At 70.4% G+C, this 12,693-nt stretch carries 14 protein-coding genes; 4 read left to right on the top strand and 10 right to left on the bottom strand.

Annotated elements, in window-relative coordinates:
* Positions 1–37: 37 nt before the first annotated feature.
* Together KCH48_RS14120 and KCH48_RS14115 are read right to left on the bottom strand one after the other, a co-directional pair.
* A complete protein-coding gene (locus KCH48_RS14120; RefSeq protein WP_210573949.1) occupies positions 38–1,006 on the bottom strand; it encodes an aldose epimerase family protein in 969 nt (322 codons plus the stop codon).
* Between the two features lie 48 nt (positions 1,007–1,054).
* Positions 1,055–1,954, bottom strand: a complete 900-nt coding sequence (locus KCH48_RS14115) for an SGNH/GDSL hydrolase family protein (protein WP_210573947.1) — start codon at positions 1,952–1,954, stop codon at positions 1,055–1,057.
* A 257-nt stretch (positions 1,955–2,211) separates the two neighbouring features.
* Between KCH48_RS14115 and KCH48_RS14110 the strand changes: the two genes are divergently transcribed.
* Positions 2,212–2,706 (top strand): DUF3145 domain-containing protein, encoded by a 495-nt coding sequence (locus tag KCH48_RS14110; protein WP_210573945.1) that lies wholly within the window; start codon positions 2,212–2,214, stop codon positions 2,704–2,706.
* Between the two features lie 154 nt (positions 2,707–2,860).
* Here the strand turns inward: KCH48_RS14110 and fabF are convergent, their stop codons facing one another.
* The 5 genes from fabF to fasR form a co-directional block, all read right to left on the bottom strand.
* Positions 2,861–4,132 (bottom strand): beta-ketoacyl-ACP synthase II, encoded by a 1,272-nt coding sequence (fabF, locus tag KCH48_RS14105; protein WP_210573943.1) that lies wholly within the window; start codon positions 4,130–4,132, stop codon positions 2,861–2,863.
* Positions 4,133–4,239: 107 nt separating this feature from the next.
* A complete protein-coding gene (locus KCH48_RS14100; protein WP_004001566.1) occupies positions 4,240–4,488 on the bottom strand; it encodes an acyl carrier protein in 249 nt (82 codons plus the stop codon).
* Between the two features lie 77 nt (positions 4,489–4,565).
* Complete coding sequence (locus KCH48_RS14095) at positions 4,566–5,564, bottom strand: ketoacyl-ACP synthase III (protein WP_210573941.1); 999 nt, start codon at positions 5,562–5,564, stop codon at positions 4,566–4,568.
* A 22-nt stretch (positions 5,565–5,586) separates the two neighbouring features.
* Positions 5,587–6,528, bottom strand: a complete 942-nt coding sequence (locus KCH48_RS14090; protein ID WP_210573939.1) for an ACP S-malonyltransferase — start codon at positions 6,526–6,528, stop codon at positions 5,587–5,589.
* 89 nt (positions 6,529–6,617) lie between these two features.
* Complete coding sequence (gene fasR / locus KCH48_RS14085) at positions 6,618–7,823, bottom strand: fatty acid biosynthesis transcriptional regulator FasR (protein WP_210573937.1); 1,206 nt, start codon at positions 7,821–7,823, stop codon at positions 6,618–6,620.
* 299 nt (positions 7,824–8,122) lie between these two features.
* Here fasR and KCH48_RS14080 point away from each other — a divergent pair, with 299 nt between their 5' ends.
* On the top strand, positions 8,123–8,785 hold the full coding sequence (locus tag KCH48_RS14080; RefSeq protein WP_210574566.1) for a pirin family protein: 663 nt from the start codon (positions 8,123–8,125) through the stop codon (positions 8,783–8,785).
* Positions 8,786–8,801: 16 nt separating this feature from the next.
* Here KCH48_RS14080 and KCH48_RS14075 read toward each other — a convergent pair whose 3' ends face one another.
* Positions 8,802–9,620, bottom strand: a complete 819-nt coding sequence (locus KCH48_RS14075; RefSeq protein WP_210573935.1) for a serine hydrolase — start codon at positions 9,618–9,620, stop codon at positions 8,802–8,804.
* 18 nt (positions 9,621–9,638) lie between these two features.
* On the bottom strand, positions 9,639–10,109 hold the full coding sequence (locus tag KCH48_RS14070) for a GNAT family N-acetyltransferase (protein ID WP_210573933.1): 471 nt from the start codon (positions 10,107–10,109) through the stop codon (positions 9,639–9,641).
* A 94-nt stretch (positions 10,110–10,203) separates the two neighbouring features.
* Here KCH48_RS14070 and KCH48_RS14065 point away from each other — a divergent pair, with 94 nt between their 5' ends.
* Entirely contained in the window at positions 10,204–10,668 is a 465-nt protein-coding gene (locus KCH48_RS14065; protein WP_210573932.1) for a MerR family transcriptional regulator, read from the top strand.
* On the top strand, positions 10,665–11,687 hold the full coding sequence (locus tag KCH48_RS14060; RefSeq protein WP_210573925.1) for an aldo/keto reductase: 1,023 nt from the start codon (positions 10,665–10,667) through the stop codon (positions 11,685–11,687). Before KCH48_RS14065 ends, KCH48_RS14060 begins: the two co-directional genes overlap by 4 nt.
* Before the next feature lie 102 nt (positions 11,688–11,789).
* Here the strand turns inward: KCH48_RS14060 and KCH48_RS14055 are convergent, their stop codons facing one another.
* Positions 11,790–12,650 (bottom strand): DUF4429 domain-containing protein, encoded by an 861-nt coding sequence (locus tag KCH48_RS14055; protein ID WP_210574565.1) that lies wholly within the window; start codon positions 12,648–12,650, stop codon positions 11,790–11,792.
* Positions 12,651–12,693 lie beyond the last annotated feature (43 nt).

Below are 12,693 nucleotides of genomic sequence, written 5' to 3'. Positions count from 1 at the left end.
CCGGGCCGGGGCTCGTGCGTTCGCAAGCCCTCAGGGACTACCTCACCGAGAAGCCGTACACCGTTTCCGACCGGAACACCTCGCCCGGCCTCAGCACCGTGCTCGGGAACTCCGGCCGGTTCGGGGAGTCCGGGAAGTGCTGGGTCTCCAGGGCGACGCCATCGCCGGGAGCGAAGGGCTCGGTCAGGTGGTCGGCGGTGTAGAGCTGGAGGCCGGGCTCGGTGGTCGCGACCGTCAGCGCCCGTCCGGACGCGGGGTCGTACAGCTCGGCCACCTGCTCGGGGGCCGACGTCACCCCCTTGTCGAGCACGAAGTTGTGGTCGTACCCGGCGCCGGCCTTGCGCTCCGCACGGAAGTCGAAGCGGGTGCCCTCGACGGGGGCGACACCGGTCGGGATCAGATCCGCGTCGACCGGCGTGAACCGCGACGCGGCGATCCGCAGCTCATGCCCGCCCGCGTTCCCCGCACCGCTGAGGTTCCAGTACGAGTGGTTCGTCAGGTTCACCACGGTCGGCGCGTCGGTGACCGCCTCGTACGCGATCCGCAGCGCACCGGCGCCATCCAGCGTGTACGTCGCCGAGACCTCGAGCCGTCCCGGGAAGCCCTCCTCGCCGTGCGGGCTGACGCGCGCGAGCCGCACCCCGTGCTCGACCGGCGTCACGTCCCACACCCGCTTGTCGAAGCCGCGCCCGCCGCCGTGCAGCGAGTTGGGCCCGTTGTTCGGCTCCAGCGCGTAGGTCACGCCGTCCAGCGAGAAGCGGCCGCCCGCGATCCGGTTCGCGTACCGCCCGACGAGCGCACCGAAATACGGTCCCGGGTGCGCCGTATATCCATTGAGGTCCGCGAACCCCAGCACCACGTTCCCCGGCCGCCCCTCCCGGTCCGGCACCTCCACCGACTGCACGATCCCGCCGTACGACAGAATCCGCACGCGCACGTTCGCCCGCTCCAGGGTCCAGCGGTGGACAGGGGTGCCGTCGGAAAGTGTGCCGAAGAGTTCGTTCATGTTCGGAACTCTAATTCGGAAGCCCGGCTCACGCCTCAGAGCTCCGGCTCACGCCTTCTTCGCGGTGACCGTGCGATAGGCGATCTCCGCCAGCCGCGCCTGTCCGTTCACGCTCGGGTGGAACCAGTCCCAGCGGCTCAACTGCTCCGTACCGAACCGGTACTCGTACACCGCGCCGCCGTCGAAGCGGCAGTACCGGTCCTTCTCACACACCTGCTCCAGCACACCGTTGTACGCCTCCACCCGGTCCTGCACCGTGTCCCGCCGCAGGGTCGCCGCCGCGTCCAGGGCGTCCGCGTCGTCCAGCATCGAGGGGCAGATGCCGAGCTTCCACACGGCCTTGCCCATCGGGTTGCTCCGCCCTTCGGACCACAGCCGCTTCAGGTCCGGCACGCTCGCCACATACACCTGGGACTTGGGCAGAGCAGTGCGCAGCGTGCTCATCGCGTCCTCGAACTGGGTGCGGAAGTCGGCCACCGAGGTCATCGCCGACGTGGTCGCGCGACAGGCGTCGTTCGCCCCCGCCATCACCGCCACCAACTGCGGCTTCCGCGTCACCGCCTGCGCCATCTGCCCGGCCACGTCCGCCATCAGCGCCCCGGTCCGGGCGTAGTTCCAGCTGCGCTCGGCAGCCCGCGTCGGACCCAGCAGCCGTACGGCGAGACTGTCCACGTCCGCCCGGCTGCCGGTCGCCCAAGAGGCTTCGGGGCAGTCCGCCAGCACCGAGCACGCGTCAAAACCCCGGGTGATGGAGTCGCCCACCGCGGCGACCGAACCCGGGCTGCGGTCCCATGTCGGCGTCGGCTTGGGGGACGGCTTCCCCTGCTTGGCCTCGGTGCCTCTCGGCGCCGGCGAGTCGCCACCGGTGGCGTCGCACCCCGCGACACTCAGGACAGCCGTCACCAGAACGGCGAGAACGGCCGTCCCACGGCCGTTGCGCTTCCGCATCCCCTGGTGGTCCCCTCGCTCGACATGCAATGCTCCTCCCCCATAACAACGCGCGGGAGTTCCCGACCGCGCGAGACGCAACTCCGCGCACCCGTACAAGCGTCCTGCCGGGTGAATGGCGGGCGTTTCACGGCACCGGGACCGACGGTACGTCACACTCCTTGCGCCGTCGCACGGTAGCCTCGCCATCAAACGTGGCTGGAACCACTGCTGTTCCGCCAGGTCGCAAAGATGGTCCGCTCTGCCCGGAGGTCCCGGTGACGACACGTGGAGTTCTGTACGTGCACTCCGCGCCGCGCGCGCTGTGCCCGCATGTCGAGTGGGCCGTGGCCGGGGTGCTCGGCACACGCGTCAGCCTCGACTGGATCCGGCAGCCCGCGGCACCCGGCACCTGGCGCTCCGAGTTCTCCTGGCAGGCCGAGGCCGGCACCGCCTCCAAACTGGCGTCCGCCCTGCGCGGCTGGCACCTCCTGCGCTTCGAAGTCACCGCCGAGCCCTGCCCCACCGCCGAGGGCGAGCGCTACAGCTGCACCCCCGACCTCGGCATCTTCCACGCCGTCACCGGCATCCACGGCGACATCCTCATCCCCGAAGACCGCCTCAGAGCAGCCCTGGTCCGCTCCCAGCGAGGAGAAACGGACCTGGAAGCCGAACTCTCCAAGCTCCTCGGAAAGCCGTGGGACGACGAGCTGGAGCCGTTCAGGTATGCGGGTGAGGGAGCACCGGTGAGGTGGCTACATCAGGTGGTGTGAGGTACCTAGGGGCGCGGGGCTGTATCGATATGCGGCTCCGCCGCGTGGGCGCGACAAGCCCCCACCGGCCGCCAGTCGGCCGACAACACACAGCAAAACGGCGAATGGCCCGACCTCCCCACGGAGACCGGGCCACTTTCAGCTAACGGCGACTTCACACCGTACGGAACGCCAGCACCACGTTGTGCCCACCGAACCCGAACGAGTCGTTCAACGCAGCGATCCGCCCTTCGACCGGCAGCTTCCGAGCCTCGCCGCGCACGACATCCGCGTTGGCCTCGGCCTCAGGGTCAAGGTTCTCGACGTTGATGGTCGGCGGAGCCACCCGGTGGTACAGGGCCAGCACCGTCGCGACCGACTCCACGCCGCCCGCGCCGCCCAGCAGATGCCCGGTCATCGACTTGGTCGCGGAGACCGCCATGTGATCCGCGTCGTCGCCGAACACCTTCCGCAGTGCCTTCAGCTCGGCCACGTCACCGGCCGGCGTGGACGTCGCGTGCGCGTTGACGTGCATGACCTCGGCAGGGTTGAGGTCGGTGTTGTCGAGCAGGTTCTGCAGCGCGTGCGAGATGCCGCGCCCCTCCGGCTCGGGCTGCACGATGTCGTGGCTGTCGGCGGAGATACCCTGCCCGACCGCCTCGGCGTACACCCGCGCACCGCGCTTCGCGGCGTGCTCGGCGGACTCCAGGACGATCACGCCGGCGCCCTCGCCGAGGACGAAGCCGTCACGGGCCACGTCGTACGGGCGGGACGCGCCCTCGGGGTCGTCGTTGTTCTTGGACATCGCCATCATGTTGCCGAACGCGGCGATGGGCAGCGGATGGATCGCCGCCTCCGTACCACCGGCGACGACGACGTCGGCGCGGCCGGAGCGGATCATCTCGATGGCGTAGCCGATGGCCTCGGCGCCGGAGGCACACGCGGAGACCGGCGTGTGCACGCCCGCGCGGGCGCCCACGGCCAGACCCACGTTGGCGGAGGGGCCGTTGGGCATCAGCATGGGGACGGTGTGCGGGGAGACGCGGCGGACGCCCTTCTCCTTGAGCACGTCGTACTGGTCGAGCAGGGTCGTCACGCCGCCGATGCCGGAGGCGATGACCGCGCCGAGCCGGTCGGGGTCGACGGCGCCGTCCTCACCGGCCTTGGCGGTGAAACCGGCGTCCGCCCAGGCCTCCTGGGCGGCGATCAGCGCGAACTGCGCCGACCGGTCCAGGCGGCGGGCCTGCGGCCGTGGAATGACCTCGGAAGGCTCCACGGCGACCGGGGCCGCGATACGGACGGCCTGCTCGGCCGCCCACTCCTGCTCCAGGGGCTTGACGCCGGACTTGCCGGCGATCAGGCCCTCCCAGGTAGAGGCTGCGTCGCCACCCAGCGGTGTGGTTGCGCCGATACCGGTGACGACCACGGTGCGATTGGTCGGGCTCACGGGAATTCTTTCTCCAACGGATCCGAGGAGGACAACCCCCGCTCATCGCGGGGACAACGGCGCCACCGCCGGGTGGCGGGGCCTTGCAGTCAGGGCTACGGGGTGTGTCAGCCCTGGTGCTTGAGGATGTAGTCGGTCGCGTCGCCGACCGTCTTGAGGTTCTTGACGTCCTCGTCCGGGATCTTGACGTCGAAGCGCTCTTCGGCGGCGACGACGACCTCGACCATGGACAGCGAGTCGACGTCCAGGTCGTCGGTGAAGGACTTGTCCAGCTGGACGTCCTCAACCGGGATGCCGGCGATCTCGTTCACGATGTCGGCGAGACCGGCGACGATCTCTTCCTGAGTGGCGGCCATGTCAGGCGCTCCTTCTATGTATCCAGAGGGTGTGGCGTTGGTTCCCGTGCCGGATCGGGTGATCCGGCACGGAGTGCCTAGGGGAGGGTAACGACCGTGGCGGCGTAGACGAGACCCGCCCCGAATCCGATGACGAGCGCGGTGTCGCCGCTCTTCGCCTCGCCGGTCGCCAGAAGCCGCTCCATAGCGAGCGGGATCGAGGCGGCCGAGGTGTTGCCGGTGGTGCGGACATCACGGGCGACCGTGACGTGCTCCGGCAGTTTCAGCGTCTTCACCATCGAGTCGATGATCCGCTCGTTGGCCTGGTGGGGAATGAAGACATCCAGGTCGTCCGGGCTGATCCCGGCCGCGTCCAGCGCCTGCTGGGCGACCTTCGCCATCTCGAACACGGCCCAGCGGAACACCGCCTGGCCCTCCTGCGTGATCGCAGGGAACTTGTCCGTGGAGCTGTCGTACTCGTTCCACGGCACGGTCTGCTTGATGGTCTCGGACTTGTCGCCCTCGGAACCCCAGACGGTGGGGCCGATCGCGGGCTCCTGCGCGGGACCGACCACGACCGCGCCGGCACCGTCGCCGAAGAGGAACGCGGTGGCCCGGTCCTCCAGGTCGGTCAGGTCCGACAGCCGCTCGACGCCGATGACGAGGACGTACTCCGCGGAGCCCTCGACGATCATGCCCTTGGCGAGCGTGAGGCCGTAGCCGAAGCCCGCGCAGCCCGCCGAGATGTCGAACGCGGCGGCCTTGGCGGTGCCGAGCTTGTCGGCGATCTCGGTGGCGACGGCCGGGGTCTGGCTGAAGTGCGAGACGGTCGAGACGACCACGGCGCCGATCTGCTCGGCGGAGATCCCGGCGTCGGCGATCGCCTTGCCGGACGCCTCGATCGACATCGCGGCGACCGTCTCCTCGTCGGAGGCCCAGTGCCGGGTCTCGATGCCGGAGCGCGAACGGATCCACTCGTCGGACGAGTCGATCTTCTCGAGGATCACCTCGTTCGGCACGACCCGGGTGGGACGGTAACCGCCCACGCCGAGAATGCGCGCGTACGGGGCGCCCTTGCTGGGCTTGATCTTCGACATGTTCGTTACGGCTCCTTAGGCGTCAGGCGTCGGCGTGCTCGGCGATGAGCTCGCGGGCCGCGTCGAGGTCGTCGGGGGTCTTCAGGGCCAGCGTCTTGACGCCGGGGAGCGCGCGCTTGGCGAGGCCGGTGAGCGTACCGCCGGGGCAGACCTCCAGGAGCGCGGTGACGCCCAGCTCCTTGAAGGTCTCCATGCACAGGTCCCAGCGGACGGGATTCGCGACCTGGCCGACGAGGCGGTCGAGCACCTCGGCGCCGGTCGCGACGGCCTGGCCGTCCTTGTTCGAAACGTAGGTGATCCGGGGGTCGGCGGGCGTCACATCAGCGGCGGCCTTGGCCAGCGCGTCGACCGCCGGAGCCATGTGGTGCGTGTGGAAGGCGCCGGCCACCTTCAGCGCGACGACCTTGCGGACGCCCTCGGGCTTGTCCTCGGCGAGCGCGGCGAGCTGCTCCAGCGTGCCCGCGGCGACGATCTGACCGGCGCCGTTGACGTTCGCCGGGGTCAGGCCCAGCTTCTCCAGATGCGCCACCGACACCTCGGGGTCGCCGCCGAGCAGCGCCGACATACCCGTCTCGGTGACCGCGGCGGCGTCGGCCATGGCCAGACCCCGCTTGCGTACGAGGGTCAGCGCGGCGGTGTCGTCGAGGATGCCGGCGAAGGAGGCGGCGGTGAACTCGCCGACGCTGTGACCGGCGACCGCGCCGGGCGCCCCCGCCGCGTCAGCGGCAAATGGGTAGGCACCGAGTGCCGCGGCGGAGAGGATTCCGGCCGCGACCAGCAGCGGCTGGGCCACGGCGGTGTCGCGGATCGCGTCCGCGTCGGCCTGTGTGCCGTAGTGGGCGAGGTCCAGTCCGATGGCGTCCGACCACGCGGCGACGCGGTCCGAGGCACCGGGCAGTTCGAGCCAGGGGGTCAGGAAGCCGGGCGTCTGAGCGCCTTGGCCGGGAGCGACGAGTACGAGCACTCTCACACTCTCTCTTGTGGACGGCCACGGCCGCCCGTGGGGACAGGGACGAAGAACGCGAAGGGGTTTTGTAGGCCCCCGACAAAAGACTAGGTCTGCGGATCTCCATCGGCCAGACGTCCCAGGATCAGCGCGATTCGCAACGTGAACGCCGACCGTACATCTGATGGCGACCAGCCGGTGACGTCAGTCACACGTCGGAGCCGGTAGCGCACGGTGTTGGGATGGACGAACAGCATGCGCGCCGCGCCCTCGAGGCTGCTCGCCTGCTCGAGATAGACGGAGAGCGTCTCCAGGAGCGCCGACCCGGCTTCCTCCAGCGGTCTGTAGATCTCCTCCACCAACTGCTCGCGAGCGCTCGGGTCCCCGGCCATCGCGCGCTCCGGCAGCAGATCGTCGGCCAGCACCGGCCGCGGGGCGTCCTGCCAGGCAGAACACGCCTTCAGCCCCGCCGCGGCGGCCTGCGCGGACCGGGTCGCGGCCAGCAGATCCGGTACGACGGGACCCGCCACCACCGGCCCGGCGGCATACGGCCCGATCAGCGACTTGGCCACCGCGAGGGGGTTGTCGCTGCCGCCCGCGATCACCACGAGCCGGTTCCCGAGCACCCCGGTGAGCACTTGCAGCTTGGCGTGCCGGGCCGCCCGCCGGATCGCCTCCACGGTCAACTCACTGTCACCGTCCGGCGCCGTACCCAACACCACGCACACATGCTCGGGAGCGTTCCAGCCGAGGGCGGCGGCGCGAGATACCGCGCCCTCGTCGGCCTCCCCGCTGAGGACCGCGTTCACGACCAGCGACTCCAGGCGCGCGTCCCAGGCACCGCGTGCCTCGGCGGCCTGGGCGTAGACCTGGGCGGTGGCGAAGGCGATCTCGCGGGCGTAGACGAGCAGGGCCTCGCGCAGCACGTTCTCGTCGCCGGGCGCCGCCACCTCGTCGATCGCGGACTCCATGACCTCGATGGTGGTGCGCACCATCTCGACGGTCTGGCGGAGGGTGATGGCCCGGGTCAGCTCGCGCGGCGCGGTTCCGAACACGTCGGTGGAGATCGCCTGGGGGGCGTCGGGGTGCCGGAACCACTCGGTGAACGCGGCGATGCCCGCCTGGGCCACCAGACCGATCCAGGAACGGTTCTCCGGGGGCATGGCCCGGTACCACGGCAGCGTCTCGTCCATGCGCGTGATGGCTTGCGCGGCGAGATTTCCCGACGACTTCTCCAGCCGCTTGAGGGTGGCGGGGTGGGGGTGGGGGGCGTGGGCTGCGGCGGGGGGCTTGCTGGTTTGGGGTTCGGGCACGGGACAAGACTGCCTTATCGGGACGTCGGTGCGTGCGGGCGGGGTTGTGCTGGATGGCTCGGTCGCCTTCGGGGGGCGGCGTCTAGAGGCTGGCGACGCGCTGTGTTGGATGGCTCGGTCGCCTTCGGGGGCGCTTACTGCCGGTGTCGAGACGGCGATCGTGCTCGACGCTTCGCGCCTCCGCGCGTTCGCCGTCTCGACACCGGCGCGCCCCCTGCGGCTCCCTCGCGGCCGGCGCGTGGGGACGGTGCTCGTTGGTGGGCCCTTGCCGTCTGTTGGGGCGGGCTACGGTGGGGGGCGTGATGGATGTAAGGCGTGCGGCTGACCGGTACCTCGGAGGCGAGCCCGCGGCCGGCATCGAGTCGTGGCACGCCTTTTCGTTCGGCTCGCACTACGACCCCGACAACCTTCGCTTCGGGCCGGTGATCGCCTGCAATGAGGAGCGACTGGCGCCCGGCGCCGGTTTCGACGAGCATCCGCACAGCCATACCGAGCTGGTGACCTGGGTTGTCGAGGGGGAGCTGACGCACCGGGACTCGCAGGGGCACGAGACGGTGATCCGGCGCGGTGATGTTCAGCGGCTGAGTTCGGCGGCCGGGGTGCGGCATGTGGAGCGGAACGACGGTGCCGGGCCGCTCACGTTCGTGCAGATGTGGCTGGCGCCGTTGGAGCCGGGTGGTGATCCCGCCTATGAGACCGTGCGCGGCATCGCGGACTCGACGCCGTACGCCGTTCCGGAGGCGGGGGCGATGCTGCATGTGCGGCGGCTCGCGGCGGGGGAGCGGACTGCGGTGCCTGATGCGCCTTTGACGTACGTGCATGTGGTGCGCGGCACCGTTCGGCTCGGTCCGCATGAGCTGGCGCCGGGGGACGCGGTGCGGGTGATTGGTGAGAAGGATCTCGAGCTTCTGGCTGTGTCCGCGCCGGCCGAGGTGCTGGTGTGGGAACTGCCTGAGAAGTAGGCGGAGTTCAGCGGGTTCAGCGGGCCTCGGTCAGTACCGCGTCCGTGAACGGCGGCCACACCTCGACCGCCCAGGGGCCGAAGGCGCGGTCCGTGAGGGCGACGCAGGCCAGTCGGGCGTCCGGGTCGATCCAGAGGAACGTACCGGACTGGCCGAAGTGGCCGAAGGTGCGCGGTGAGGAGGAAGCGCCGGTCCAGTGGGGGGACTTGGAGTCACGGATCTCGAAGCCGAGGCCCCAGTCGTTGGGGTTCTGGTGTCCGTAGCCAGGAAGGACGCCCTTGGTGCCGGGGTACTGGACGGTCATGGCCGCGGCGACCGTGCGGGGGTCGAGGAGGCGGGGGGCCTGGACCTCGGCGGCGAAGCGGGTGAGGTCGTCGACCGTCGAGACGCCGTCCTTCGCGGGGGAGCCCTCCAGCGTCGTCGAGGTCATGCCCAGCGGGTCCAGCACCGCCTGGCGCAGATACTCGGCGAAGGGGATGTCCGTGGCCTTCGCGATGTGGTCGCCGAGCTGCTCGAAACCCGCGTTGGAGTACAGCCGCCGCTCGCCGGGTGCGGAGGTGACGCGGTGTTCGTCGAAGGCGAGCCCCGAGGTGTGGGCGAGGAGGTGACGGACGGTCGAGCCGGGCGGGCCTGCCGGCTCGTCGAGTTCGACGGCGCCCTCCTCGTACGCGACGAGGGCGGCGTATGCGGCGAGCGGCTTGGTGACCGAGGCGAGGGGGAACCGGTGGCCGGTCGGGCCGTGGGACCCGAGGACGGTGCCGTCGGCTCGTACGACGGCCGCCGCGGCGGTGGAAACCGGCCAGTTCTCGATCAACGCGAGGCTCTTCAAGGACATGCGTCGAGCGTAAGCTGCTCAGAATTTCAGGCGCATGAAGGGGTCGTTCGTACGCGCGAAGCCGAGGGAGGCGTACAGCGGCTCGGCGTCCTCGGAGGCGGTGAGATCCACCTGCCCGACGCCCCGCTCCCGGAACCACTCCAGCAGCTCCGCCATGCATGCGCGTGAGTACCCGCGGCGTCGCGCGTCTGGATCTGTGGCGACGCTGAAGACGTACCCGACCCGGCCGTGCGGGTTCCCGGCCTTTCCGATGCGGTACTCGACCGTCCCGGCCACCAGCGCCGCCAGCGCCCCCGGCCGTTCCGGGTGGTCGACGACGAACGCGGCGAAGTTCCCGTCGGGGTCGGCGAGCCGGTCCCGGAGGGTGGGGAGGGACGCGGTATGCCAGTCGGTTTCGGACCCTGTGGAGAACACGGAATCGATCATGACCTGACGCAGGCGGAGCACTTCCTCCGCGTCTTCGGCAGTGGCACGGCGTACGAGACTCATGGCCCGCACGCTAATGACAACAGCCCGTGGAGTCTTGCCGATTTCTCACGGTCGGCTTGCCTGGAGTGCACTCCAAGGCCATAGCGTTGAGGCCATGACGGTGATGGACACCACGAGTACCAGGACCGACACCTGCGCAGGCCCGCCGCATGTCGATCGGCGGCCGGACGGACAGGACAGCTACACGATCAGCGAGGTCGCCGCGTTCACCGGTCTGACCGCGCACACCCTGCGCTGGTACGAGCGCATCGGTCTGATGCCGCACATCGACCGCTCGCACACCGGCCAGCGCCGCTACAGCAACCGCGACCTGGACTGGCTCGACCTCGTCGGCAAGCTCCGGCTCACCGGCATGCCGGTCGCCGACATGGTGCGGTACGCCGAGCTGGTGCGCGAGGGCGACCACACCTACGGCGAACGGTACGAACTCCTCGAGGCGACCCGACGGGACGTACGCGCCCGGATCGCGGAGCTGAACGACACCCTCGCCGTACTCGACCGGAAGATCAACTTCTACGCGGACGCCGGGCGTGCCCTGGCGTCGGAGAGGCCCCGATGACCGACAGCACCAGGATCCCCACGACCCGGCTCGGCGAGCACGGCGGCCCCGAGGTCGGCGTCCAGGGCCTCGGCTGCATGGGAATGAGCTTCGCCTACGGTCCGACGGACGAGAAGGAGTCCCGGGCCACGCTGGAGCGGGCGCTGGAACTGGGCGTCACTCTGTACGACACGGCGGACGCGTACGGCGCCGGGGAGAACGAGAAGTTCCTGTCCCCCTTCTTCAAGGCCCACCGCGACGAGGTCGTCATCGCGACCAAGTTCGCCCTGTCGATCCCGCCGGACGACCCGACGCGGCGCGTCATCCGCAACGACCCGCCGTACATCCGCCAGGCCGTCGAGGCGAGCCTGAAGCGCCTGGACGTCGACGTCATCGACCTCTACTACATGCACCGCCGGGACGTGAACGTCCCCATCGAGGAGACCGTCGGCGTCATGGCCGAACTGGTCCGCGAGGGCAAGGTCAAGCACCTGGGCCTGAGCGAGGTGACGGCCGCCGAACTGCGCGCCGCCCACGCCGTGCACCCCATCGCGGCCGTGCAGTCCGAGTGGTCGCTGTTCAGCCGCGACATCGAGGCGTACGTGATTCCCGCGGCCCGCGACCTGGGCGTGGCGCTCGTGCCGTACTCCCCGCTCGGCCGGGGCTTCCTCACAGGCTCCTTCGCCGCCGCCGACAAGGATCTGACGCCCGACGACTTCCGCCGCCAGCAGCCCCGCTTCACCGGCGACAACGCTGCCGCCAACGTGGCCCTCCTGGACCCGATCCGCACAGTCGCCGACTCCCACGACGCCTCCCTCGGCCAGATCGCCCTCGCCTGGGTCCACCAACAGGCAGCCCAGCACGGCCTCCTCTCGATCCCGATCCCGGGCACCCGCAAGCCGAGCCGGGTGGAGGAGAACACGGCCGCCACGAGGATCGTGCTGGGCGAGGAGGACCTGGCCCTGCTGGAGCCCATCGCGGCGAAGGTGGCAGGCAACAGGTACGCGGACATGACGTTCACATCGGCAGGCAGGGAGTAGCGGGCCGCCGCCCCAGGCTGCGGGCATGCGTGCCGCCTGGGGCGGCACGGGTGGGCGCAGGCGGCGCCCCGTCAGCGCCGGGCTGCGCGACCCACCCCCCAGCTACAACTCCGCCAGCAGCTCAGCCTTCTTGAGCGAGAACTCCTCATCCGTCACCAGCCCCGCCTGATGCAGCTCCCCAAGATGACGGATCCGCTCGGCGATGTCGGCGGGATCGCGCCTCGGCGCGCTCGCCGGCACCGCCGCGACGGGCCCACACTCCCGCACCGCAGCCAACACAGCCGCCGCGAACGGCAACGACTCATGCACAGGCCCGTACCCCAACCCGAACACCACAGCCCCCGGATCCTGATCGGCCTGCGCGGGCGCCGGCACAGCCGCATCGCGCCGCAGCAACCGCAGATACCCCTCGAAGACCTCCGGTGACCGCCACTCGACCCCACTCAGGTCGCCGACGGCGAACGTCTGGTCCCCGGCCTTCCACTTCGCGGACGACGCCCCGGTCCAGAACCACCGGAACGACACCGAACGCCCGTCGAAGGACGCCTTCGCGTCGTACGCCTTGAAGGCCCGCGGCGCATCCGGCGCGGCCACCAGATACCGTTCCGCCGGCCCGCTCTCGGTCAGCGCGGCCCGCAGCTCGTCGGCGTAGTACTCGGCCAGCGTCTCCTTGTCGGCCGGCAACACAAGCCGGTAGGGATCGCTGCCCTCCTTCAGCTGGCCGGCGGCAGCCTCCAGCAGCGGATCCGCGCCCGGCCGCGGCTCGGCCCGCAGGATCACCGTGCCGCGCTTGCCGTGGGTGAGCGTCACCCCCTGCAGAGCCGCGAGCGGCACGCGCCGCTCGCCGAGCACCTGGAACAGCTTGGGTGTTCGAATCCCCCGTTCGTAGCGGATGAGCACGGAGTCGGAGTCGAACTCCCAGGCGGCATGAAATCCGGCCAGTACGTCACCCATGCGGCTCATCGTATGCGGCACGAGCTCCTTCGTCCCCTCCCCGCGCAAACCG

Origin of the sequence: Streptomyces sp. GESEQ-4 (genome assembly GCF_017948455.1) — a bacterium.
GTDB lineage: Bacteria > Actinomycetota > Actinomycetes > Streptomycetales > Streptomycetaceae > Streptomyces.
This window is presented reverse-complemented; position numbering and strand designations above follow the sequence as displayed.

Excerpts from the sequence above, each read along its gene's own strand:
- KCH48_RS14065 (WP_210573932.1), top strand. The coding sequence starts at position 10,204 with ATGACGGTGATGGACACCACGAGTACCAGGACCGACACCTGCGCAGGC.
- KCH48_RS14095 (WP_210573941.1), bottom strand. The coding sequence starts at position 5,564 with ATGTCGAAGATCAAGCCCAGCAAGGGCGCCCCGTACGCGCGCATTCTC.
- KCH48_RS14070 (WP_210573933.1), bottom strand. The coding sequence starts at position 10,109 with ATGAGTCTCGTACGCCGTGCCACTGCCGAAGACGCGGAGGAAGTGCTC.
- KCH48_RS14055 (WP_210574565.1), bottom strand. The coding sequence starts at position 12,650 with ATGAGCCGCATGGGTGACGTACTGGCCGGATTTCATGCCGCCTGGGAG.
- KCH48_RS14120 (WP_210573949.1), bottom strand. The coding sequence starts at position 1,006 with ATGAACGAACTCTTCGGCACACTTTCCGACGGCACCCCTGTCCACCGC.
- KCH48_RS14100 (WP_004001566.1), bottom strand. The coding sequence starts at position 4,488 with ATGGCCGCCACTCAGGAAGAGATCGTCGCCGGTCTCGCCGACATCGTG.
- KCH48_RS14075 (WP_210573935.1), bottom strand. The coding sequence starts at position 9,620 with ATGTCCTTGAAGAGCCTCGCGTTGATCGAGAACTGGCCGGTTTCCACC.
- KCH48_RS14060 (WP_210573925.1), top strand. The coding sequence starts at position 10,665 with ATGACCGACAGCACCAGGATCCCCACGACCCGGCTCGGCGAGCACGGC.
- KCH48_RS14115 (WP_210573947.1), bottom strand. The coding sequence starts at position 1,954 with ATGCGGAAGCGCAACGGCCGTGGGACGGCCGTTCTCGCCGTTCTGGTG.